Raw genomic sequence first — 23,337 nt, 5'->3', positions numbered from 1 at the left:
CTAATTTAAAATCTCTTTAAGTTCTTTTAAAGAAAAACCCAGTGGTTTTAGGTAGTCTAGTACTACCTTACCACTATCTAAGACTATAAGCCTTTTGCCGTAATTTACGGCATCTTCTAAATTATGCGTGATCATAACGGCAGTTATCTTATGTTTCTCTATAATCTGTGCTGTTTTTTTCATCACTTCCAAAGAAGCTTTCGGATCTAAATTTGCTGTATGTTCGTCTAGAAATAATATTTTAGGTGGATGAGCTATGCTAAGTGCCAGCAGTATAATCTGTTTTTCTCCGCCGGAAAATTTACCTAATGGCTGTGAAAGTAAAGGCAAAAAGCGTTTAGGCGAACCTGTAAGCTCTAACAACTCGCTACTTGTTAACCGTTCATTACTAGAGAATCTACTTTCCCACAAAATGATATTTTCTGCAAGGGTTAGCTCGGTAAATAGCCTCTCTTCAGCTTTTTGTGTTAATGTAACTAATGTAGAAGCTTTTTGTCCTTTAGGTATTTTATCGATTCTGACTTGATCTAGACACACTTTCCCGCTAGTAGGTTTTAAATAGCCGGCAAGTATTTTAGCTAAAGTAGACTTACCGCTACCGTTATGACCCAATATTACAACAAACTCTTCTTTAGCAATATTTAAAGTAGTTTCAGCAATTATAGGTTCGGTTCTTTCTTTAACTTTGAACTGTATATTTTCTGCATATAAATAAGGTTTCATAAAGCCTTTCTTTTTACAGAACTCAACGAAATAAACAATACTATCCCTAAAATAAGCTTAAGATTTATGGGATCGATGCCAATTCGGAGTAAAACGCCCAGAGCAATAAAGTAAAATAATATACCTATCAAACAAGAAAATATCTCTTTAAACGCATTAAAATTATTAGCATGGATTAAAATATGACGCCCTATAACAATCGCACCGATACCGACTAGTGCCACCCCGAAACCCATATTAATATCGGCAAAACCATTTACTTGTGCAGATAAAGTACCGGTTAAGGCAGCCAAACAATTACTTATGCTAAGACCGATAGTACGGTAAAACTCGGCAGGTTTTCCTAAATTAATCAATAAATCTTTATTAAAACCAAAAGCACGAAGAAATAAACCGAGCTTACCTTTTAATAACATTATAACTGAACATATAATAAGACAATTGATTATTACTAAAGGTATTAACCAATTTTCGAGATCTAATATAGATAATAGAGTCGGCATACCAAGAACCGATATATTAGGACGCTGCATAATTTGTAAGTTAACCGAATAAAGCATAAAACTTGCAAGTATTCCGGCTATAAGCCCGTTAATGCGGTTATTCTTCTGCATAAAACTAACTATACTGCCTATAATTCCGCCTGCTATTACGGCAAATATTAATGCAGGAAATAACCCAAATGAAAGGCTGCGGGCAAACACTACCGCACCAAGTACATAAGTACCGTCTACGGTAAGATCGGTAATTTTGAGAATCCGATAACTTATATACATCCCTAAAATAAGCGGCAGCATTATTAAGGATTGCTCAAGAGCAGTAACTAAAATGTGCATGTTACTACTCTTCAAGTTCTTTACGCGTGAAAGGAAGTACGGATAAATTTTCTTTAGTAAGAATATCTTGTTTAACCAATGATTTAAGGTTAATAAATAAAGTTAAGTCTTTCATATCCCCAAATGGAATATCTTTCGGTTCTATTCCTTGTAAGATTTTTTTTGCCATTAAACCTGCTTCTACGCCTATTTGCTTCTCTTGTACTCCTACCGCAATAGTTGCCCCGCTAATTACCGAACCTTCATCGGAAGCAATTATCGGAATACGGCGTTTAAATGCTTCTTGCTTTAAAATATTAATCCCACTGACTATTAAATGATCTTTCAAAATTATAAAACTCTGCGTATTTTCAGGAGCATTTTTTACAGCCACAGGCATATCATTGAAATGTTGTATCATTACCGTGTGCAGAGAAATATTGTTTTTTCCAGCATATAATTTTAACATTTCTACTTCAGGTATAACTTTCTCGCCACTGCTATAAATTAAAGTGATATTCTGTAAAAAAGGTAATTTACTAATGGTGTCAGTGATTTTTATTTCATCGTTAACACCGGTAACTAAAGGTAGGTTTTTACTATTAATCATAGCAGCAGCACAAACAATCGGTTTATTTGTTATATGAGAAATAACAGTTTGGCTGGCTGTCGTGCCTATTGGAATTATTACATCAATATCCTGATCTGTTATTTGCTTTATAATGGCAAGTAAAATATTAGAATCAGCATGAGCATTTTTAACTATAATTTCTGCATCTATATCTTTTAGCGACTCTTTAATTCCTGATATAATCTCAGTCATTGCGGCATGTTCAATTGGAACAATGACTGCTACTTTTTTTTGACCCGCATAAACTGCAGCTGTGATGAATAAAACAAAAAGAAAAGAAAAAAATTTTTGAAAAATATTAGAGATAAACATTTTAATATTCTGTTATAAGTTATAATTTAATAATCAAAATTTAAATTTGCATATAGCAAACACATAAACGCAAAAAATTATCTACGCCAATGCCAATTTTGTATTAAACTATTAACCTTTAAAGATATCATAAATATTTTTAACTGTAGCAATATAAAGTAAAGATAAAAAACTTATCTTTCTTTGACTAGAAGCTAAATAGTCAAGAAAGCTCTACCTTAGAGGCTATCTGTAAATAAGTTTTAATTGATCATTAAAACTTATTTACAGATAGCCTCTTAATTTTTTAATGTTTAGCACCATTTTAAGATTATGTCAATAACCAATAAACAGTATTGCCTAAAAGAATTACTTGAGATAGCCTATACTTCGATTTCATGACCGCTTTTACGAAACGTTATTATTGGCATAAAGTTGTTGCACGGCTACAAAAAACCTACTCGATGTCATACCGTGGCTTGACCACGGTATCCATAAAAGTAATTTAAAAATACTAAATTTTTAGTATTTTAAACTGAATCCCGCGATCAAGTCGCGGGATGACAGGGGTAGAATCAATCCACGCAGGAATGACCTAAACAAGCCATTCATCCTATTAATGACGATTCAGTACCCATGCAGCAAGGCTTGCAAAATGAAAAAGGAATTCATTTCTTAAACTATGCATTTTCTGTTTGTTCTAATACCGTTTGCCCTAGTAATTGCGATAGAACATCTTGACCTGCTTCAGTCCAACTTACAGGCGGCTCTTCGTTTGGTAAACCTGTACCATAACGATCATTAAATACTCTAACTGCTTGCTGAGTAAATTGATCAAATATACTTGTGGGTTCTACTCCATAGCCATATTCTTTTAAATTTTCCTGTAAAGTATTAACTTTTTCTCCAGTACTATCAATACTTAATAATAATTCACTCTTTTGCTCTTGCGTAGTCTCAAAATATCTACCAAAACCAGCTTCAGCTAATTCTTTCCAAGGAAATTTTGATCCAGGAGCTATATGAGCATTTCCTTCTCGGTTTACAGTTACTTCACCAAGACCGACTAAATCATGTTTTAAATCTAAATCTGGATATCTTTCTGTTACATCCTTAAGAAATTCTTTTAATTTCCCTATTTGCTCTTCAGGAAAATCACTTTTTGCATCATTAATAAGCATGACTCCAATACCAAACTTATTAACACCTACTTCTCCTTTCCAACTACTCTTGCCCGCATAAAAAGCTTGATCTGTTAAATCATTATGATATTCTTTTTGAGTCCCATCCTTATCAATTATGTAATGAACACTTGCACCTCGCTCATTCAATACTTCACAAACAGCCTTAATATCCTTGCTTACAGAATAAGTAATTACTACACAGGTAGGTTTTACTCCTTCCGGTCTTGGAGCCATATATTTACCGTTTGGACTATTGGTATTACTAATACCGTTATTTTCGATAGCCTTACTTTTACTCATAAACTTTCTCCAATATATTTAATAATTGTTGACGGTTCAGAATTTACTAAACCTTAACAAAAATTAATACTGTGGTAATGCTAAGTCAATGAAAATTTAAATATTATTCACAAGGTATCGATACTGATTTGACAAGTTCAATGATTATTTTTCTAATATTTGGATTTTGTACTCTAGTAAATACTCTGGTTAACGATAAAAGTGCTCTTTCCATAGTCCTCGATAATTTTTGATAATCAAAAGAGACGTCATGTTCATATTGCCCTTCTTCTTCAGCAATATTATTTAAGAAATCACTTTCTATTTCTTTGAATAGATATTCAATTTTATTATTAGGAGTATTTTCATCGTCAGCTTTTAACTTTTCTTCTTCAGAACTATTAAAGAAATATTTTAAAGGCGTATTTAAAACTTTTGCAAAAAACATATAACCTACTTATAGGTATATTACTTAAACCTTCTTCATATTTTTTAACTTGGAGAGCACTAATATCTAAAGCTTGCCCTAATTCTTTTTGGCTAATACCTACAGCAAGACGTCATTCTTTTAAACGTTCACTTGCGAGTTTGTCCGGATGTTTTATTGAATCATTCATTTTAACAATAAGTTTTAATTATTAATAAAGTCTATTCAACTTTAAATGTAGTATATATTACTTTATATTTAATCAAGCAACTTTATTAAAAATTTAATATAATAATGCTAAAACCCTTTGGTTATCAAGAATCAAGGCTAATAAATAATTAATTAAAAGTATAAAAACGATGAGTAATAGAATAGTAAAATTACCGAATTGCGAGAATATAGTGGGAGAGATTAGTTTTTTAGGAATTAAACCTTGAGTATAATTTATTTCATTTAGATTTAGTTTTTTTATTGTTCTGCCAAAAGGATCTACTATAGCTGAAATACCGTTATTCGCTACTCTAATCATAGGTAAACCGTTCTCTACGGCTCTACTTCTACTAATATGAAAATGCTGATATGGACCGCTTGATTTACCATACCATGCATCATTTGTAATATTAATTATTACATCGGCTATTTCATTATTCGTCCTTACAAAATCAGGAAAAATAGATTCATAACAAATCAAAGGTTTAATTTTAAGATTATATTTTTCAAGATAAACAAGCCCTCCGTGTCCTTCTTTATAATCAATTAAACCATGAGTTAATTTTTTAAACGGTAGTATCTTTTTAAGGGGCATATACTCACCAAAAGGTACTAAATGTGATTTATGGTATTCAAATAATCTATGATTATTTTTATCAAGAGCATACATAGCTGAGTAAAGTTCAAACTCATCACCTTGTTTTTTATTATCCGAAATTCCTCCTGTTATCAAAATAGCATTTGTAGAATTTAGCATTTTTAATAATTTTGATTTAACTTGCGGTATATCATCAGGTACTACTACTAATGCTGCCTCAGACCAAATAATTAAATCGGTAGGTTCCAAATTTTCCGATAAATTAATATGTAGCATTAAATTATGCCAAAATTCTTCTTCATTCCATTTTTCGGTTTGAGGTATTGAAGGTTGCACTAATCGTACTTTTATATCAGTGAAATTTGTATGGTTATTACTTAGCCTTACTGCTCCGTAAATGACAATTACGGTTAATACTAGGACTGAACTAGCTAGTAATATTTTTAACTGAGTAAATTGCTTGCTAAATAAAGGATAAGCTGATGTAGAAATATATATAACTATAAAACTAAGCCCATATATCCCTATTATACTTAAAGGCTGTATTAAAATATCTGAAAACGAAAAAGCATAACCAATCAAATTCCAAGGAAGACCGGTAAAAATCCACGAACGTACCCACTCAAATAATACCCAACATAAACAGAATATAAATTGGTAATATTTATTATTTTTAGCAAAAAAACTAAGCGTGCAGCTTGCCGATATAAAGCAGGCTAAAACTATAGGTAGTCCAAATAACGCAAAAGGAATTGCCCACCAAAAATCTGCAATATAAACGCTAACACCGATACTTATCCAATATATTCCACTTAAAAAATGCCCAAAACCGAATAAATAACCAAGTTTTGTGGCTTCTTGCCAATTTTTGGATTTTTGAACTATATAACATAAGTAAGATAACGTTAATAATGCCGGCATAAAGAAAGTCGGAGCAAAAACTAAACCACTTAATATCCCTAGCAGTAAACATATGATTTTAGGTTTATACATTTTTATCGATTATTTGTTTACAAAATAATACATCATGCTATCATTTCAGCAAGTTTTAATATAATGAGTAAATAAATGACTACAGGATTACTACAAGGAAAAAAAGGCTTAATTACAGGTATTGCAAATAATATGTCAATATCGTGGGCGATTGCACAGCTTGCTAAAAAACACGGAGCAGAGCTATGGTTTACTTATCAATCGGAAGTACTAGAAAAACGAGTTAAACCACTCGCTGAGGAAATAGGTTGTAATTTTGTTAGCGAACTTGATGTTACGAATCCAAAATCAATTAGTAATTTATTTGATGATATAAAAGAGAAATGGGGTAGCTTCGGTTTCTTACTTCACGGTATGGCTTTTGCCGATAAAAATGAATTAAAAGGACGTTATGTTGATACTAGCTTAGAAAATTTTCATAATTCTTTACATATATCATGTTACTCTCTTTTAGAACTCTCAAGGTCCGCAGAAGCCTTAATGCATGACGGCGGAAGCATTGTGACATTAACTTACTACGGCGCTGAAAAAGTTATACCTAATTATAACGTTATGGGAGTAGCCAAAGCTGCACTTGAGGCTAGTATAAAATATCTAGCAAACGATATGGGAGAAAATAATATTAGGGTAAATGCTATTTCGGCAGGACCTATCAAAACTTTAGCATCTAGTGCAATAGGTGATTTTAGTACTATGCTTAAATCTCACGCTGCAACCGCACCGTTAAAACGTAATACTACCCAAGAAGATGTAGGAGGAGCAGCAGTATATTTATTTAGTGAATTATCTAAAGGTGTTACCGGTGAAATCCATTATGTAGATTGCGGTTATAATATTATGGGAAGTAATAAATTATAAATTATTGTAGGGATTAATGTCATTCCCGCAAAAGGCTTGCTTGTGTGGACCAATAAAATCCACTGTGTTACTCCGTGGCTTGACCACGGGGTCCATAAAAACAATAAAAAATACTAATAATATTAGTATTTTAAGCTAGATCCCGTGAATAAATCATGGGATGACAACTGTATTTTTCAAGTCATACAACAAAATCATCACAATCCATGATTTCTTTTTTTGAGGTGTTCAGGTTTTGGAGGAACAGGCGGTTTTTTAGATTTTGCCTGAACCTTTTTAGCCTCTGACGGCAATGCCGGATTATTTAATCTATTTAACTCTTTTGAGATTTGTTCTAACTGTTCTTGTACTTCTATCTTTAAAGGAGTATGAGAATTTTTCATTTCACTATTTATTATTGTGCCTATTTTCTCAAGATTTTCTTTAGAAATGGAATATGATTTTATACCTATATAATTAACAATCTTTGACCACCAAGTTTGTCTTTTATCTAATCCTTGATATATTACATCTACTAAATCATTTTTTTTGAATGTTAATATATAATCAGAAGCTCCTTCTAGGGATTTAGATAAATGCCTTTTTATTTCTCCTTGTCTCTTATCTTCAATATTGACTTTTTTGTCTTTCTCGAGTTTTGTTATTGCTTTTTCAATTATTGAAGATATCTTAGTTTCTTTTCCTTCATGTGCTTTATTTTCTAAATTTTCTTTGGCATTAAAATTTATATTAGTTCCTATTTTAGCATCTACTAATTGTTTAGCATACTTACCGTTAGGATCTTGTATTTCTCGCTCTATCTCAGCAGATTTTAAACCTAATTTTGTATATATATCTGATTCTCGGAAAAGTGGAGCATATAATAAAAAATTAATACTTTGAGCTATTCTACTATCTATCAAATCTTTAGAATCTCTTTTGGGATAAAATTTTTCTTGTAAAATACGATAGTGATCTAATATTTCCTGTGTTATATCTTTTACATCAAGAGATTGTAATTCTCCTTTATCATTAAATTTTGCTTTCATACCTGAGCGTTTGGCTTCCAATAATAATATTTCTTGAAAAACTTTATTATTAGGAGTACGACAAACGAAATTAGGATCGTTATCCGGCATTAATTCATTTGCATTTTCCATTATTGCTTGATTGAGTTTATGTAATTGCTCTTTATTAAGCTTTTTATCTAACAAACTTATAAAAACTTCTCTTTGTTTTTGCTTACTTGCAGTACTAAAAGCCTGCTGCATCTTTTGCAAAACACCAAAATCAAAATTTTCGTCACCTATTTCTTGGATAACTAAATTTGCTAAATTTTTTGTTTCAGTATTCACTGTTTCTTTTTTATTTTTTGTAGCCATATTTAGTATTAATCTAACTTATAATTATTTAAATATTAATGGTAGATTAAATTAATTTCTAGATGTTTTTACTATATTTATAATCAAAACTTTAAAACAGTATCTAGCAAGTTATACTGGTCCTTAGCTATTACCTAAAATTTCTATTGATTCTATTGTTTCATTATTCGATTGACTATGCATTACTAAATCTAAAATATTTGAAGATGCTAAATTGCTAATATAAACACCTTTTACATCATTTAATACATAATCAACCACTAATAATTTAGAATCAGCAGAAGTTCCATATAATGACATTTTTGCCTCAAATAATTTTTTAAATGTATCTAATTCAAGTAATTCTTCACATACAGCATGTTCTTTAATATCTCTACTTACAAATAAACCCATTATGCTTCGTGCTAAACTATTTTTAATATAAAATTCTTTTAAGCATTCAATAAAATTTTCAAAAAAATTTAGTTCTTCAAAAGGAATTTTGAAATCAGGTAATAATTCTTGATATAGTTTTTTCTGCAATTCCTTTTGTTCCATTAGTTCTTCAAAAGGAATTTTGAAATCAGGTAATAATTCTTGATATAATTTTTTCTGCAATTCCTCCTCCTCAAATTTTTTCAAATAGAAATTATCAATTAATAGCTTGTAAAGCTCAAGTACCCCACTAGGAAAGTTAATTTTCAAAGTTCCTTTTTTATCAATGTCTACAGTAAACCTGTTTTCTTTTGCTTCTAAATATATTAGATCTCGAAATATACTATCCTCTTTTGTTCTACGAAGTAAAAAAACTGCATCTTTAGAATCAACTAAATCTAAAGCATATTTCATTATTTTTTCATTAAGCTCATGTAACCTATTGTTAGATATTATCCCTTCTGCATTTGCTAGAAAAGATTTTTTATCATCTACTTTTAATTTCCTTAAATTTTCTAGAACTTCTAAAGTTATTGCTCCTTGTTGAATTTTTTTAAGTAACTCATAATAGTTGCTAAATTCTACTTCTTGATTTTTGCATCCTGATTCTTTCTTTTGAACTAATCTAGAATATCCTTTTTCAATTTCTCTAGGTTTACTAATACAAGAGATCATAATTTCTTTTAGCTTCATATAATTTATTCCTTACATTAGAAAGTAGTATTATATTTAGTTACGTAAATATTAACAAGTACTTTAGAGAAGATTAAGATAAATTAATTTTTATTGAGAGGATGATGCAACAATGCTTTTTTGAGATGATTAGTTTGAAGATGAGTATATATTTGGGTAGTAGATATATCAGCGTGACCAAGCAGCTCTTGAATTACTCTTAAGTCTGCTCCGCCCTCAAGCAAATGACTTGCAAAACTGTGACGTAATATATGCGGAGAAATATGCTCAGGGTTAAGTCCTGCATAAAGGGCAGCAGATTTTAACAGAATAGCAAAATTTTGCCTAGTCATATAACCCGCTAAAGATGATGAGGGAAATAAATAAATTAGATTTCTTGGTTTAGCTTTATTCACAAAAACATCTCTAATTGCAAGATATTTAGCAATACTGATAACTGCCTGTTCATTTATTACTATGACTCTTTCCTTATTACCTTTACCAAGTACCGAAAATATTTTTCTTACTTCTCCTTTAGACGTTTTATTAGTCAGAATATCAGCAAGCTTAAGACTCACAAGCTCCGAGACTCTAAAACCGCTAGCATAAAGCAAATGAATCATAGCATTAAGCCTGATACCTTCAGGAGAATTATCTTGAGAGCAATGTTCAAGTAACGATTTAATTTGATCTATAGATAATATTTCGGGAAGTTTATTTTGATATTTGGGCAAATCTACGTTAAGAACCGGATTAAAAGCGGTATGGTTTTCGCTAATTAAAAATTCATAATAACTTTTTATAGTTGAGATTTTTCTGTTGATTGAGCGTGCTTGCAAATCATTACTTGCTAGATACTCAATCCAGTCTCTAATATTCTCAGTAGTAATATTTAATTCGGATAATTTTTGTGTAGCAAGATAATTGTGAAAATCGAATAAGTCACGCTTATAGCTAAGTATGGAATTTTTTGACAATGCTCTCTCGGCTAAAAGCATTTCTAGGAATTGCGAAATAAATTCCATAAGATGTTTTAATTTCTATAATGGAGGCCAGGGTCGGAATCGAACCGACGAATAGCGGATTTGCAGTCCACAGCATTACCACTTTGCTACCCAGCCTAATCAGTGTCATACCACAATCCTATGTCATTCCTGCGAAAGCAGGAATCCATAAACGGATAATTGTATTTTTACTGGATTCCCGCTTTCGCGGGAATGACATGAATACTACCAACATCCATACAAAAAAGCAACTATTTTTATATTACACTCCTAATCCTTGCAGGATATTTAAACGATTTATCCTTCATAAAATTCAAGAACTGGCTAACTAAATCTAATATATCGTCATTTTTAATATGGGAAAAATTCAGTAATTCCTTTAAAATTATGCTTGATTGTTTAGGTATTAGAACACTAGCTGATTGAAATAAAGGAACTACCGAGGCGAATCTTGTAACTTTATCAAATCTTGGCTTAATCCCTATCACTCTAATATTACCACCTAAAAATCCTATATCTTGAATCAATTGTTGACCACTTACTTTATCTTCGATTAATATAAATTGTGGCTGATATTCTCTAGCTAATTTTTCCGTCAAATTCTTAAGCTCAGGATAATTAATTTTTTCCCGTACTAATGATATTAGATAATATTTCTGTTCCAGAATCCCTCATATAGTACAAACACTATAATCGGAATCTTCGGAAATCTTAATTACCGTATCCCAGCTTTGCACAAAATAATCAAATCTTGAAGGTAGATTTTCATAAAAGCTAATATCTTCCATATTCAGTAACGATGACCTTTGTGCTATCGGTTCTTGTAAATATTGAGCATTATCATTATAGCTACCTATTTCCTGCTCTAATTTCATTAAACAATCAGGAGGTTCTTTATAGCTGTCTAATACTTTACCACTAAGATATTGATATTCTTTATTCATTAATTTAAAGAAGTAATCTTGAATGCTAATCGCCGGAATTTTTAAATGATGCCCTGAATTGCTATTATTAGATCACCGGATAAATCATCCGTATGCAGACACTGCATAACTAAAACTATCGCTCCCTTATTACGATTATTTAGTCTGCTAACAAAAGTTTGCTCAAACCAATCTATAACTTTCTTACGTATTTTATAAGAATGAATTTGCGGGGGGTTATGAGGATCATCGATAATTAAGATATCACCGCCCTCACCTGTTGCCGATCCTCCAACCGATGTTGCAAATCTAAAGCCATGAGCTGTCGTTAAAAACTTACTTTTTTGATTATGGGTTTTACTAAGGATAGTACTTGGGAAAAGTTCTTTATACCAATCAGAATTTAAAATGAACCGACAATCTAGTGAGTGTTTAATGCTAAGTATTTGAGAATAGCTGGCAACCATAATCCTTTTGGTAGGATTAACCCCCAATAAATAAGCAGGCCAAGCAACGCTAACACAAATAGATTGTAAGCTCCTTGGCGGTATATTAATTATTAAACGATTAATATCACCGCTTTGCACGGCATTTAAATAATCAGTAATTATTCTTATATGCTTACTTGGATAAATACTCCACTCCAGGATTAATAGTATTAAATACCTTAATTATAAAACTATGAAAATCCTGTCGTAAAATAGAATTTAAGAGCTCTTTAGAGTGGAGCATATTGTACCTACATCGTCATTGCGAGCGACTGAAAGGAGCGTGGCAATCTCAGGCAAGATTCCTGAGATTGCCACGCTCCTTTCAGTCGCTCACAATGACCTTAAAACCTTATCATAAATTATCATTGCCATTAATCCCCTATAGTATATAATTTTGAAAAATAATATATTTATCTATGAAATTACTAAAAATTATTTTTACCATTACTATATGCATTCATTTTCCTATATTCGCAGAAAATTTAGAGTCGGTTACTACAACCGAAGACATTGAAAATGACGTATTTATCCCTCTTGATGAAAATCATCCTATTTTAAATCCAAACGATAATATTAATGATAGTTCTGAGTTTAAGAATTATACAAATGGCAAAATTATTGCTCTAAATAACATTACTGCTACTTCTGAAGAGATAGATTTTAAAGTCGGGGAAGAAAAATATTTCGGTAATATAAAAATCAAATTGCACAGATGTATAAAAAACCTTGATCCATATAATGAAGATAATTATTTGTTGATGACCATAACGGAATATAAAATAGACGAAGATCCTAATTTACTCTTTCAAGGATGGATGATTTCTTCAAGCATTTCACTTTCAACGTTTGAACACCCAATCTACGAAATTTTTGCTAAAGATTGTTTTTAGATGCAATATTTAATTTCAAGTTTAATATTTTTAATTCCAAGCCTTGGAATGCTGGCGGGCTTATCAGCTGCAGCTACTGTTACAATTTTTTTGCTTATATCATTCCTGCGAGGTATTAATAATCATCATTGCGAGCGACTGAAAGGAGCGTGGCAATCCAGTAACAATGTCATACCGTGGCTTGACCACGGTATCCAAAAAATAAAAAAAGACTGGATCCCGCTACAAGCTCGCGGAATGACAATGTTATTCACCACTTGGTGCTTTATATCTTGTTTATTCGCAACTCATCTTATTAATAGCTTAGCTACTTTTACTCAAGTTTTTATACTCTTATTTCTTGGCTTTGCAGTTAGTAATTCTGCTCCTTTTCAAAATCGCCTACAGCTTAAAAAAGTCTTAATATTTGGAATTCTCACAGCAATATTATTATTCTTCATCGAATATTCTTCTCATGGATTTTTAACAAGAATATTCAAAGCTAGTTTTGGCTTATATATGCTAGATCGTGGTTGTGCTTTACTTTCAATTACCGCTTGGGTAGCGATTATAATTTTACTTTCTAACGGTAAAAAACGATATGCATTAATGCTATATATATTAGTGCTTTATTTACTAAGTATTTCCGATAGTTTAGCAAGTTTTTTAGGCTTCGGTATAGGAGGAGTAATATTTATTGTAACAAGATTTATGAAGCCGATATTTTTCAAATTAATCGCAATAAGTTTAATTACCGGCTCGTTACTATTTCCTGTGCTGGCTAAACAAATAGAACCACGAGATTTATCTGAAAAATATTTAGCTACACAACCTTCCGCTGCTCATCGTTTATTTATTTGGCATTTCGTCGTAAACAAAATCATTGAAAAACCGATTTTAGGCTATGGCTTAGCTTCTTCTAAATATATCGAAGCTGGTGATAGTGAAATGATCGATTACAACGGAGAAAAATGGCATCCTTTGCCGCTTCATCCTCATAATAATATATTACAAATTACTCTTGAACTCGGTATAATAGGTTTAATATTATTTTTATGCTTAGTTTATAAATATCTCAAACAAATTAGTAATCTCGCAAATAAAAATTTCAAGGCAATTTCCTATGCATGTTTTATAAATTACTATATTATCGGCATGATTTCATATAATATTTGGCAAATATGGTGGATATCAAGCGGTATTTGGGTACTAGTTTTAATGAAGCTACTAGTTAAACCTGATATTGTCATTGATAATTGATGCTATTTGAGGTAAATATAGAGTTAAGTGTCATTAAACCTACGTCATTGCAAGCAGCCGTAGGCTGCGTGGCAATTTCATCAAATATCCTGAAATTGCTTCGTCGAATTACTGTGCAATTCTTCTCGCAATGACGGAAAAATATAATAAAAAACATATGCTACAAAACTCAGAACTTTTACAAGAATATCTACCGATTGCTATATTTTTCGGTATTGCGGTATTGGTTTCCGGTTTAATAATGATTCTACCTAACCTATTATCGACAAAAAAATATAATAAAGATAAGCTAGAACCTTATGAGTGCGGTTTTGAGCCTTTTAGCGATGCAAGATCAAAATTTGACATACGTTTTTACTTAGTTGCTATTTTATTTATTATCTTTGATCTTGAAATTGCATTTTTAGTGCCTTGGGCTATTAGTCTTAATAGGATAGGTAAAATAGGCTTTTTCTCAATGATGTTTTTCTTATTCGTACTTATTATCGGGTTCATATATGAATGGAAGAAAGGAGCTTTAGACTGGTAGTAATATGAAAAATAATTTTTATCAAGAAGACGAATTATTAAGTAATGAGCTTTCTAATAGAGGATTTTTACTCACTAAAGTTGATGACGTTATAGGCTGGGCGAGAGCTAATTCCTTATGGCCTATGACTTTTGGGCTTGCTTGTTGTGCTGTTGAGATGATGCAGGCAGCAGCAAGTAGATATGATATGGATCGCTTCGGTATGTTATTTAGACCAAGTCCAAGACAGTCCGACCTTATGATAGTTGCAGGAACGCTTACTAACAAAATGGCACCGGCTCTACGTAAAGTATATGATCAGATGGCTGAACCTAAATGGGTACTTTCAATGGGTAGCTGTGCCAATGGCGGCGGCTATTACCACTTTTCCTATTCGGTAGTGCGTGGCTGTGATAGAATCGTACCGGTTGACGTATATGTCCCTGGCTGCCCTCCTACCGCCGAAGCATTAATTTACGGGCTTATGCAGTTACAGAAAAAAATTAAACGCACTACAGGTTTTAAGTATGGCACTAGACAAACTCATTGAAAGACTTGCAGCTAAATCTAGCATTTTAATAACTCCGATCACGGTTAAAGATTACCTAGCTTATAAAATCGAGCCGAATTTTTTATTGCCGTTTTTAAAAGCTTTAAAAGAATCGGAAGAATTACGCTTCACTTTACTTACTGATTTATTTGGGGCTGATTTTCCTCAGAATAACGTAGTCAATTCAGTTGGGCTTGGCTACAAGGAGCAAGGCGCGAAGCCTATAACTAATAGGAGAGCGACGAGCGACAATGTAGGCGAGTCCAAATCAATTGACTATAAAAGGTTTGAAGTAGTATATAATTTATTAAGCTTAAAATTAAATAAGCGTCTTATAATTAAAGTATATATATCTGAAAAAGAAACTATACCTTCAGCAATGAATATATTTAGTGCCGCTTGTTGGTATGAGCGTGAAGTTTATGATATGTACGGGGTAAATTTCGAGGGTAATGACGATAAAAGACGCATACTAACCGATTACGAATTTGAGGGGCATCCATTACGTAAAGATTTCCCGTTAACAGGCTATACACAAGTTAAATATGATAAGAAGCTAAAGAAAGTAGCTTATGAACCGGTCGATTTAGACATAGAATATCGTGAGTTTGATTTTAGCTCGCACTGGCATAGCCCGAGTTATGTATTGCCAGGTGATGAGAAGGCAACCAATGTCATTCCTGCGAAAGCAGGAATCCAGAAATAAAATGAATGTCATCCTGTGACTTGATCGCGGGATCTAGAAAAAATAAAAAAGACTGGACCCCGTGGTCAAGCGAACTAGGTGACAGTAGGAAAAATACTATGACTAACAACACCAAAACTATAACTCTAAACCTTGGTCCACAGCATCCGGCAACTCACGGAGTTTTAAGGTTAATCCTTGAGATGGACGGGGAAGTAGTAAATAATGCCGCCCCTCATATTGGGTTACTTCATCGTGGTACGGAAAAGCTTATTGAGCATAAAACATATTTGCAGGCTATACCATATTTTGATCGTCTTGATTATGTTTCGCCGATGTGTCAGGAACATGCATTTGCTTTAGCTGTCGAGTCGTTATTAGAATGCGAAGTCCCAAGAAGAGCTCAGTTTATCAGGGTACTATTCTCAGAGCTAACAAGAATTTTGAACCATACTTTGAATATTGGCAGCCAAGCTTTAGATATCGGTGCTACTACTCCTTTATTATGGCTCTTTGAAGAGCGAGAAAAGATCATGGAATTTTACGAGCATGTTTCCGGCTCTCGTATGCATTCAAACTACTTTAGACCGGGCGGGGTTGCAGCAGATCTACCCGAAGGTTTACTTGAAGATATAGATAAGTTTATAGAACAGTTTCCTCCTAAACTTCAAGATATTGAAAGTCTACTAAATGAAAATAGATTATGGAAACAACGTTTAGTAGATATCGGCGTTGCATCTCAAAAAGAGGCAATGGACTGGGGGTTTTCAGGACCAATGCTTAGAGGTTCGGGTATAGCTTGGGATTTACGCAAGTCAAACCCTTATGACGTTTACGATGAAATGGACTTTAAAGTACCAATCGGCAAAAACGGTGATTGTTACGACAGATATTTCGTTCGTATGCTTGAAATGTACGAATCAATCAAGATAATCAAGCAATGTATAGAAAAAATGCCGAAAGGTGCAGTTAAAACCGATGATCCTAAATTAACACCACCGACACGAGCCAAAATGAAAGAATCGATGGAAGCAATGATTCATCATTTTAAGCTCTATACGGAAGGATATGACGTCCCAGCCGGCGAGACCTATAAAGCCGTAGAAGCCCCTAAAGGCGAATTTGGTGTATATTTATACTCGCAAGGAGGTAATAGACCTTATAGATGTCGTATTAAAGCACCCGGCTTTGCTCATTTGCAAGGACTAGATTTTATGTCTAAAGGTCATTTAATGGCAGATGTTATTACTATTATTGCAACGCTTGATATAGTATTTGGTGAGATAGATAGGTAATATATGGGTCATGCCGTGGGCTTGTACTTGCGTTGCTCTGTCATTCCTGCGAAAGCAGGAATCCATAAAATAAAACTAAAAAACAAAAAATGTATTGGGTATATATATTATGCTCTAATAAGCATGATACTTTATATATTGGTATTACTAATAATATAATACGTCGTGCTTATGAACATAAACAAAAAATAATAAAAGGTTTTACCTCAAAATATAATATTATAAAGCTTGTTTATACAGAAGAATTGACTAATATTCAAGAAGCACTTACAAGAGAAAAAAACTTGAAAAAATGGCAACGTAGTTGGAAAATAGAACTGATAGAAAAAACTAATCCTGAATGGAAAGATTTAATTGAATAGTTCTATGGATTCCTGCTTTCGCAGGAATGACATAAAACTATACCGTACTAAAAATATATGAATACAAAAATTACAAATTTTACATTTAATAAGAAAAATTTAAATCTAGCAGAAGAGATTATAAAAAAATATCCACCGCATGGAAAAAGAAGTGCAATACTTCCGCTGCTTGATCTAGCACAACGTCAAAACGGCGGCTGGCTACCTGTTCCTGCTATCGAATATGTCGCAAATATGTTAGAAATGCCTTATATACGGGCTTATGAGGTTGCAACATTTTATACTATGTTTAACTTAAAGCGAGTTGGTAAATATCATATCCAAGTATGTACTACTACTCCTTGCTGGCTGCGTGGTAGTGATGATATAATGAAAATTTGTGAAAAGAAATTAGGTGTAAAACTCAAAGAAACTACTGAAGATCAAAAATTTACTTTAAGCGAGGTAGAATGTTTGGGAGCATGCGTTAACGCTCCGATCGTACAGATTAATGACGATTATTATGAAGATCTAACTCAAGAAAAAATGGAAAAAATAATAGACAAGCTTCAAAATGACTAGAATCTTATTATTATTACTTAGATTTTATCAATATTTTATTTCTCCACTACTTAGCAATAATTGCCGGTTTCACCCCACTTGTTCTGAATATGCCAAAGAAGCTATATCAATGCACGGCAGCATAAAAGGCTTGTGGCTTACCTTTAAAAGAATCATCAAATGCCAACCGTTTTGCGACGGCGGATATGATACCGTTCCAATCTCTATAAAAAATTCTAAACCACTTAATAAAAAAATATAAATTATGTTTATTGTAAACCTTCAATGTACCTTAGGCTTAGACCTTTTCTTCTGTTGAAAAATTTATTACGGAACATAGAAAATTTTTAGATACATGTTATGATAAAGGATATTTTATTTTATCAGGTCCTATACATCCAAGAATTGGCGGTATTATTTTAGCTAATATAGAAAAACTAAGTCAACTTAAACTTAAAGATATATTAAGCGAAGATCCTTTTTATATAAATAATATAGCTGAATATGAAATTACTAACTTCACTCCTACAAAATGGCATAAGAATTTAAATATTTTTTTTCAAAAACATGAATAAACTAATCCCTTTACCTCGTGAATTTTTTGCAAGAGATACTAATGTAGTAAGCACTGAGTTAATCGGTAAAGCTCTTTATTTCCAAGGTAAAACAGCTATCATTACTGAAACTGAAAGCTATATAGGGCAGAATGATCCTGCTTGCCATGCAGCAAGAGGGCGGACAAAAAGAACGGATATAATGTTTGGTCCTGCAGGCTTTAGCTATGTCTATTTAATTTACGGAATGTATTATTGTTTAAATTTCGTAACTGAAGCTAAAGGCTTCCCTGCTGCGACCTTAATAAGAGGCGTACATGTTATTTCGCCTGAAAATCTATACCTCAACGGTCCGGGTAAATTATGCAAATATTTAGGAATTAATATTTCTCATAATAAATGCGATCTTATAAATAACAACGAATTTTTTGTCGGCGATATCGGCTTAAAGCTACCCTACTCTACTACTGCTCGTATAGGTATTACTAAAGGCACGGATAAATTATGGCGTTATGTTATTACAGATATCACTAATTTAATCTCTCAATATAATGTATAGCCTTAATAAGGTCATATTGATTTACGGCAAAAGGACCTCGAAAAGGTTTGTCTAATATAAATAATAACAAAAGCATTGATGATGAAGTGATACAAACTAAACCAACCAAAATCTTATGTAAATAAAGCTTGGTGCCAAGCATACAGACAAAAATTAAATTAATAGCAGTCATTATACATACAACTATCCAATATTGAATATTTCAGGAAAAATAGGACATTTTAATCCTGTTATACCTTACGGTATAAAGCTCTTTTATCTCCTCAATGATTTCCTGCTTAGTCAATAGCTGCATTTGCTCGCTTGCTTTATAAGCTTGTAGTCTCTTATTAATATCTTGGAGGAAACTAAGAGCTTCATGATCGATTTGCTTGCCGTCTTTCATTAATTGCCATTCACGCTGCATTACATCTTTGGTATAATTTTTAATATCTAGATAAATTGCAGGTCTCATTTCATGGGGAAGCCAACCTACACTATCTGCAAGCCTCATCAACACTATAGATTCTGCTGCCACCCCTTCTTGTGCTTTATTAAAATTACCGAGTAAATAAATTAATACAAAACCGGTTGACCACATACATACTACCGACTACACCCGATAAAAACCCGCCAAGATTTCCAAGCTCTTCTTTTTGAAAATTATTAGGAATAATGTATTTTGTTAAATATACACATCCCGCACAAAAACTCATCAAAACAATATTAGGCACGGTATAGATAAAGTCAATTATATGATTAACCATAGGTATTATTAACCATGTCCTGCTGAATATTTATATAATATACTAGAAATAAGAGTTTGATAAGGTAATCTCCTCATAAGCAGCTTTTTGTTTTATTCTCATTAAATCACTAATAGAAATACGAATATTTATTCGAGTATCTTTTTTTAAATAATTAGCTGCTGCCACTTGTGCTATATGTTTCTCTTGTTCAAAATTTTTAATTCTTTGCCATTCATCATTTTCAAAAGACTCCAGCAAGGCGTTTTCTTCAGCATCTAGTATTATATTTGATATATTCTCTTTATTTTTATTTCGCATTACTTTTTCCTATTTTTAGATATTTCTGAGTAGCTTTGCGACGTGGAATAATAGTCTTTCAAAAAACTGTTCCATCAACTTCAATAATAAAAGGCACTAAGTAGGCGTATTCATTAAATTTAACTATATACATTTTTTGCTCTGAATATTTATTAGGATTTGGATGTTCTATTATATCCAATAAACAATTACTTTCTATAACTGATATTATTTCTTCAAAACTTACCTTGCGCTCACTTATTAACCTATAATTTTTTTCAGCAGAAAAGCTATAATTACATTTCTTTGTCATCTTATGATATGATATTAGTACAATGTATGCTTTATATCAATACTACACTTCCGTCTCTTCTAAGACCACTGTAGAATTAGCAAGTTTAGTAATTTTTTCAATTTTTAACCGAGCTTCTTTTAGTTTTTTCTCACAATGATTCTTAAGTAAAATACCTCTTTCAAAGCTATTAACTGCCGTCTCTAGACTCTCTTGTCCGTTATCTATTTTTTTAACAATTTCCTCAAGCTCTTTTAAAGCTTCTTCAAAGCTAATATTTGCTTCTAAAGTTTTAGTATTAGTCATTTATTTTTATTTTTTAATGGTTATCTGTAGTAGTTTTGTCTTCAGTTGTTTGGGGTATAAGTAATTTTTTTAGCTCACTACTATCAAAAGTTTTCTTAGGAGCCAAAATACTCCCTTGCATTTTTATATTAAGATGTGCCACACTATCTTTATCAGAACTTGTATTTGAGGCATTTAACTTAACAAGCCTTGCCGGTACGTAAAATGATAAAATACTAGATGCATCTATATCAAAATTATATATATTAACTGCAAAAGAGGCCGCACCGTTACTATATTGTGTTGCAAATTTTACTTTCTTTAAAAGGGCAATACCTTTTTGTAGTTCAATATCACCGCTGATACCTCTAATATTTTCTTGTCCTGTGGTTATAGCACTATTTATATCTTTATCTAAATTTTGTACCTTATAATCAGCTGTATCAAGTTTTTCTATAAAAGAATCAATTGCAAAATTATTAACATCTATATTGTTTATAGCAAATTGTGATTTTGTAGTAAGGTTATATAGCTGGCTTTGAAGAGTGTTACCGTTAGTTCCTAAACTACCGCTTATACTTATTTTTCCGCTACTTGCAGTAAATATTTTAGGCATAAGAGCCGAAACTTTGTTTAAATCTATTGTATTTAAAGCATATACGAAATTTATAGCATAAGGTTCTAATAAAATATTGCCGTTACCTTGAAGCTTACCGCCTAATAATTCTGCTTCAATATTATTAAATTGTAATAAATTATTATTATTTGCTACATAAAATTTAACATTTTTCAATATTAAATCATTTTGTAATAATGTCGACAATGTACCGGAAACTTGTAAGGTAGCTTTATCTAAACTATAATCATTTATTAATTTATTTCTTAAATTAAGCATTCCTGCCGGTGATAATAAATCAGTAGTAAGATTACCGTCCTTAATTTCTACGGTCAAAGACGGGAATACACTCGATGCATCTAAGTTCCAGCTAGTTGATAAATAGCTGTTAGCAGTTTTAAAATCTAAATTACTAATTTTTATATTAGCCGGTACGATTTTAGCAAGCAAATTCATTTTGTCAAATACATGATTGTTATACTTAACGCTATCTATCAGAATATCTAAATTAGCTAAATATCCTATTGTTCTAATAGGGATGAATTTACTTGGATAATCTAGAGCTTTCATATCTTTAGTTAAATTTTTTGTAAATTCGATAAGTGGTGAAATTATTGGATACGTTCTACTGCTTAAGTCAAGCGAAGATATATTAAGCGTAGCGTCTAAACGAGGTGTTTGAGCAATAAATTTACTAGAAAAATTTCCTGATAAATTTAAATTATCTGTTTTGAGTAATAAATTTTTAAAAAATAAATCTATTAAAGTGAGTTTTAAATCCGATGACAAGCTAAAAGGAATAGCTTCTTTAATAGTAACGTCATTAAATCCTAAAATATTCAGTAACGAATTTATATCGTTGTGCTTTAAATATAGCTGTCCATCGAACATACTTCTAACGGCATTCTGTGTTACATTACCTGTAAGCTTAAATTCTCCACCTGATTTAATATTACCTGAAAATTCATTTATCTTTAAAGTACCCTTTGATAAGTTAGAAGAAAAGACTATTTTTTCTAGTTCTTCATTATTACTTAAAATTATTTCGTTAATTGCCACGTCTGCTTTAAGTAATTTATCGGCAAAAATAAATCTAATATTTGAAGAAGAAGTATTAAATGTTACCTCTGCATTTGAAGAAATTAACGACCTTAAATCTATTTTAGGAAAATCTAGTTTTACATTAGTAGTAATATTATCATTTTTAGCAATGTTAACAAATCCATTACCAATAATAAAAGATGATGCTATTACTATGTCTTTTAGCTCTATTTCATCTTCATTATTTGAAATATTAAATTTAACGTTTACTGCCTCATGTTGATTAAATTTATTAAAAAGATGGTTTAAATCCGGTAATATATTATACATTACCGATGCTAAATTTTTAATCTGATATTCACCACTACCGCTAGTAAGCTTAGAATCTTTGTAAATTTGCGATAACTTAAAACCATAATCATTATTATCAATATTAAGACTAAAATCTACTATATCGTCACGTTTATTAATTGAACCTGAAATTTTACCTATATAGTTACTTGTAGTTTTAAATATGTAATTAGACGATAAAACATTTTCTTTTTTTAATATACAATTATTAAAATTTAAAATAGAATAATCTTGTTTATTAATAATACTTAGATTAGTAACATTTAGATTTATATTTTGTAATTTATATTTAAAGAAATTCTTTATTAACTCTTCATGATTATAAATATTTAATACATTAGAATGTGAATAAAATTTAGCATCTAATATATCTATTTTATTAATTTTAGGATTAAATTTTATAAGCGACCACAACGAAAAATGAATTTTAATCTGCTCTAAATCTAACTTTCCTTCTTCTCTTATCGTCTCAATAACTAAATAGGACAAAGGAAATTTATTCATCTTTATTTTTCCGATATTTTCTTTCGCAATTCCTAAATGACTGGTAAAATTATTAGTAACCGAATTATAGTTAACAAACGATAATGCACCAAACATTATAAATAACAATAATGAGAAACAAATTATGACGCCGGCAGCTATTTTTTTTATCATGTCTGTAAAAAAGT

Annotated in this window: 29 protein-coding genes, 1 tRNA gene and 1 pseudogene; 12 read left to right on the top strand and 19 right to left on the bottom strand. The window is 31.5% G+C overall.

Translation table 11 applies throughout. The features are described from left to right. The 7 genes from MCC_RS03165 to lnt all read right to left on the bottom strand — a co-directional run bounded on the left by MCC_RS03165 (nt 1) and on the right by lnt (nt 6,151). Nucleotides 1–723: an ATP-binding cassette domain-containing protein gene (locus MCC_RS03165; protein ID WP_014408503.1), complete on the bottom strand. Its 723-nt coding sequence runs from the start codon at nt 721–723 to the stop codon at nt 1–3. Next, complete coding sequence (locus tag MCC_RS03160) at nt 720–1,559, bottom strand: ABC transporter permease (protein ID WP_014408502.1); 840 nt, start codon at nt 1,557–1,559, stop codon at nt 720–722. The genes MCC_RS03165 and MCC_RS03160 overlap by 4 nt, the downstream gene beginning before the upstream one ends. 4 nt (nt 1,560–1,563) lie before the next feature. Continuing rightward, the gene (locus MCC_RS03155; protein ID WP_014408501.1) at nt 1,564–2,481 is read right to left on the bottom strand and encodes an ABC transporter substrate binding protein; all 918 of its coding nucleotides are present in this window, start codon (nt 2,479–2,481) and stop codon (nt 1,564–1,566) included. Between the two features lie 659 nt (nt 2,482–3,140). Beyond that, nucleotides 3,141–3,944: an N-acetylmuramoyl-L-alanine amidase gene (locus tag MCC_RS03150; protein ID WP_014408500.1), complete on the bottom strand. Its 804-nt coding sequence runs from the start codon at nt 3,942–3,944 to the stop codon at nt 3,141–3,143. A 103-nt stretch (nt 3,945–4,047) separates the two neighbouring features. Further along, nucleotides 4,048–4,371: a hypothetical protein gene (locus MCC_RS03145; protein WP_014408499.1), complete on the bottom strand. Its 324-nt coding sequence runs from the start codon at nt 4,369–4,371 to the stop codon at nt 4,048–4,050. Next, nucleotides 4,325–4,435 carry a hypothetical protein gene (locus MCC_RS10205; protein WP_231288768.1) on the bottom strand — a complete coding sequence of 37 codons (111 nt, stop codon included), beginning with the start codon at nt 4,433–4,435 and terminating at the stop codon, nt 4,325–4,327. The genes MCC_RS03145 and MCC_RS10205 overlap by 47 nt, the downstream gene beginning before the upstream one ends. 198 nt (nt 4,436–4,633) lie before the next feature. Further along, nucleotides 4,634–6,151, bottom strand: coding sequence for an apolipoprotein N-acyltransferase (lnt, locus tag MCC_RS03140; protein WP_014408498.1), 1,518 nt, complete (start codon nt 6,149–6,151; stop codon nt 4,634–4,636). Nucleotides 6,152–6,226: 75 nt separating this feature from the next. On the opposite strand from lnt, the gene fabI reads away from it, so the two are divergent. After that, entirely contained in the window at nt 6,227–7,009 is a 783-nt protein-coding gene (gene fabI / locus MCC_RS03135; RefSeq protein ID WP_012152695.1) for an enoyl-ACP reductase FabI, read from the top strand. Nucleotides 7,010–7,206: 197 nt separating this feature from the next. Here fabI and MCC_RS03130 read toward each other — a convergent pair whose 3' ends face one another. The 7 genes from MCC_RS03130 to MCC_RS10190 form a co-directional block, all read right to left on the bottom strand. Then, entirely contained in the window at nt 7,207–8,370 is a 1,164-nt protein-coding gene (locus tag MCC_RS03130) for a DUF5410 domain-containing protein (protein ID WP_014408497.1), read from the bottom strand. A gap of 123 nt (nt 8,371–8,493) precedes the next feature. Next, nucleotides 8,494–9,477: a DUF5410 family protein gene (locus MCC_RS03125; protein WP_014408496.1), complete on the bottom strand. Its 984-nt coding sequence runs from the start codon at nt 9,475–9,477 to the stop codon at nt 8,494–8,496. Between the two features lie 83 nt (nt 9,478–9,560). After that, nucleotides 9,561–10,481, bottom strand: a complete 921-nt coding sequence (locus MCC_RS03120) for a site-specific tyrosine recombinase XerD (RefSeq protein ID WP_014408495.1) — start codon at nt 10,479–10,481, stop codon at nt 9,561–9,563. 21 nt (nt 10,482–10,502) lie between these two features. Further along, a tRNA-Cys gene (locus MCC_RS03115) sits at nt 10,503–10,577 on the bottom strand. 140 nt (nt 10,578–10,717) lie between these two features. Beyond that, entirely contained in the window at nt 10,718–11,125 is a 408-nt protein-coding gene (gene terL, locus MCC_RS10200; RefSeq protein ID WP_458693780.1) for a phage terminase large subunit, read from the bottom strand. A 6-nt stretch (nt 11,126–11,131) separates the two neighbouring features. Continuing rightward, a complete protein-coding gene (locus MCC_RS10195; protein ID WP_231288756.1) occupies nt 11,132–11,404 on the bottom strand; it encodes a hypothetical protein in 273 nt (90 codons plus the stop codon). Between the two features lie 41 nt (nt 11,405–11,445). Further along, nucleotides 11,446–11,970, bottom strand: a complete 525-nt coding sequence (locus MCC_RS10190; RefSeq protein WP_231288755.1) for a hypothetical protein — start codon at nt 11,968–11,970, stop codon at nt 11,446–11,448. Nucleotides 11,971–12,290: 320 nt separating this feature from the next. Between MCC_RS10190 and MCC_RS03100 the strand changes: the two genes are divergently transcribed. The 11 genes from MCC_RS03100 to MCC_RS03055 all read left to right on the top strand — a co-directional run bounded on the left by MCC_RS03100 (nt 12,291) and on the right by MCC_RS03055 (nt 19,056). Continuing rightward, on the top strand, nt 12,291–12,764 hold the full coding sequence (locus MCC_RS03100) for a DUF2155 domain-containing protein (RefSeq protein ID WP_014408494.1): 474 nt from the start codon (nt 12,291–12,293) through the stop codon (nt 12,762–12,764). Next, nucleotides 12,765–14,003, top strand: a complete 1,239-nt coding sequence (locus tag MCC_RS03095; RefSeq protein WP_014408493.1) for an O-antigen ligase family protein — start codon at nt 12,765–12,767, stop codon at nt 14,001–14,003. A 157-nt stretch (nt 14,004–14,160) separates the two neighbouring features. Continuing rightward, complete coding sequence (locus tag MCC_RS03090) at nt 14,161–14,532, top strand: NADH-quinone oxidoreductase subunit A (protein WP_014408492.1); 372 nt, start codon at nt 14,161–14,163, stop codon at nt 14,530–14,532. Between the two features lie 4 nt (nt 14,533–14,536). Further along, nucleotides 14,537–15,061: a NuoB/complex I 20 kDa subunit family protein gene (locus MCC_RS03085; RefSeq protein ID WP_014408491.1), complete on the top strand. Its 525-nt coding sequence runs from the start codon at nt 14,537–14,539 to the stop codon at nt 15,059–15,061. Further along, on the top strand, nt 15,039–15,767 hold the full coding sequence (locus MCC_RS03080; RefSeq protein ID WP_014408490.1) for an NADH-quinone oxidoreductase subunit C: 729 nt from the start codon (nt 15,039–15,041) through the stop codon (nt 15,765–15,767). Before MCC_RS03085 ends, MCC_RS03080 begins: the two co-directional genes overlap by 23 nt. Nucleotides 15,768–15,865: 98 nt before the next feature. Beyond that, complete coding sequence (gene nuoD, locus MCC_RS03075; protein WP_014408489.1) at nt 15,866–17,041, top strand: NADH dehydrogenase (quinone) subunit D; 1,176 nt, start codon at nt 15,866–15,868, stop codon at nt 17,039–17,041. An 89-nt stretch (nt 17,042–17,130) separates the two neighbouring features. Continuing rightward, nucleotides 17,131–17,403 (top strand): GIY-YIG nuclease family protein, encoded by a 273-nt coding sequence (locus tag MCC_RS03070; protein WP_014408488.1) that lies wholly within the window; start codon nt 17,131–17,133, stop codon nt 17,401–17,403. Nucleotides 17,404–17,460: 57 nt separating this feature from the next. Then, nucleotides 17,461–17,964, top strand: a complete 504-nt coding sequence (nuoE, locus tag MCC_RS03065; RefSeq protein WP_014408487.1) for an NADH-quinone oxidoreductase subunit NuoE — start codon at nt 17,461–17,463, stop codon at nt 17,962–17,964. Further along, on the top strand, nt 17,957–18,205 hold the full coding sequence (gene yidD / locus MCC_RS03060; RefSeq protein ID WP_012152684.1) for a membrane protein insertion efficiency factor YidD: 249 nt from the start codon (nt 17,957–17,959) through the stop codon (nt 18,203–18,205). The genes nuoE and yidD overlap by 8 nt, the downstream gene beginning before the upstream one ends. A 64-nt stretch (nt 18,206–18,269) precedes the next feature. Further along, complete coding sequence (locus MCC_RS11110) at nt 18,270–18,518, top strand: YciI family protein (protein WP_331270635.1); 249 nt, start codon at nt 18,270–18,272, stop codon at nt 18,516–18,518. After that, nucleotides 18,511–19,056 (top strand): DNA-3-methyladenine glycosylase, encoded by a 546-nt coding sequence (locus MCC_RS03055; RefSeq protein WP_014408486.1) that lies wholly within the window; start codon nt 18,511–18,513, stop codon nt 19,054–19,056. The genes MCC_RS11110 and MCC_RS03055 overlap by 8 nt, the downstream gene beginning before the upstream one ends. Here the strand turns inward: MCC_RS03055 and MCC_RS11105 are convergent. The 5 genes and pseudogenes from MCC_RS11105 to MCC_RS03030 form a co-directional block, all read right to left on the bottom strand. Further along, nucleotides 19,028–19,751 (bottom strand): annotated as a pseudogene (locus MCC_RS11105) (bestrophin-like domain). The gene MCC_RS03055 and the pseudogene MCC_RS11105 overlap by 29 nt on opposite strands. A 93-nt stretch (nt 19,752–19,844) precedes the next feature. After that, nucleotides 19,845–20,102: a hypothetical protein gene (locus tag MCC_RS03045; protein WP_231288752.1), complete on the bottom strand. Its 258-nt coding sequence runs from the start codon at nt 20,100–20,102 to the stop codon at nt 19,845–19,847. A gap of 58 nt (nt 20,103–20,160) precedes the next feature. Next, complete coding sequence (locus tag MCC_RS03040; RefSeq protein WP_050987079.1) at nt 20,161–20,394, bottom strand: hypothetical protein; 234 nt, start codon at nt 20,392–20,394, stop codon at nt 20,161–20,163. Nucleotides 20,395–20,436: 42 nt separating this feature from the next. Beyond that, entirely contained in the window at nt 20,437–20,679 is a 243-nt protein-coding gene (locus MCC_RS03035; protein WP_014365948.1) for an exodeoxyribonuclease VII small subunit, read from the bottom strand. A gap of 13 nt (nt 20,680–20,692) precedes the next feature. Continuing rightward, nucleotides 20,693–23,323: an AsmA-like C-terminal region-containing protein gene (locus tag MCC_RS03030; protein WP_014408485.1), complete on the bottom strand. Its 2,631-nt coding sequence runs from the start codon at nt 23,321–23,323 to the stop codon at nt 20,693–20,695. Nucleotides 23,324–23,337 lie beyond the last annotated feature (14 nt).

The sequence above is a fragment of the Rickettsia rhipicephali str. 3-7-female6-CWPP genome (genome assembly GCF_000284075.1).
In the GTDB taxonomy this organism is placed as follows: Bacteria; Pseudomonadota; Alphaproteobacteria; order Rickettsiales; family Rickettsiaceae; genus Rickettsia; species Rickettsia rickettsii.
The sequence above is the reverse complement of the archived record's forward strand: the minus strand, read 5'-3'. Positions and strand labels throughout refer to the sequence as shown.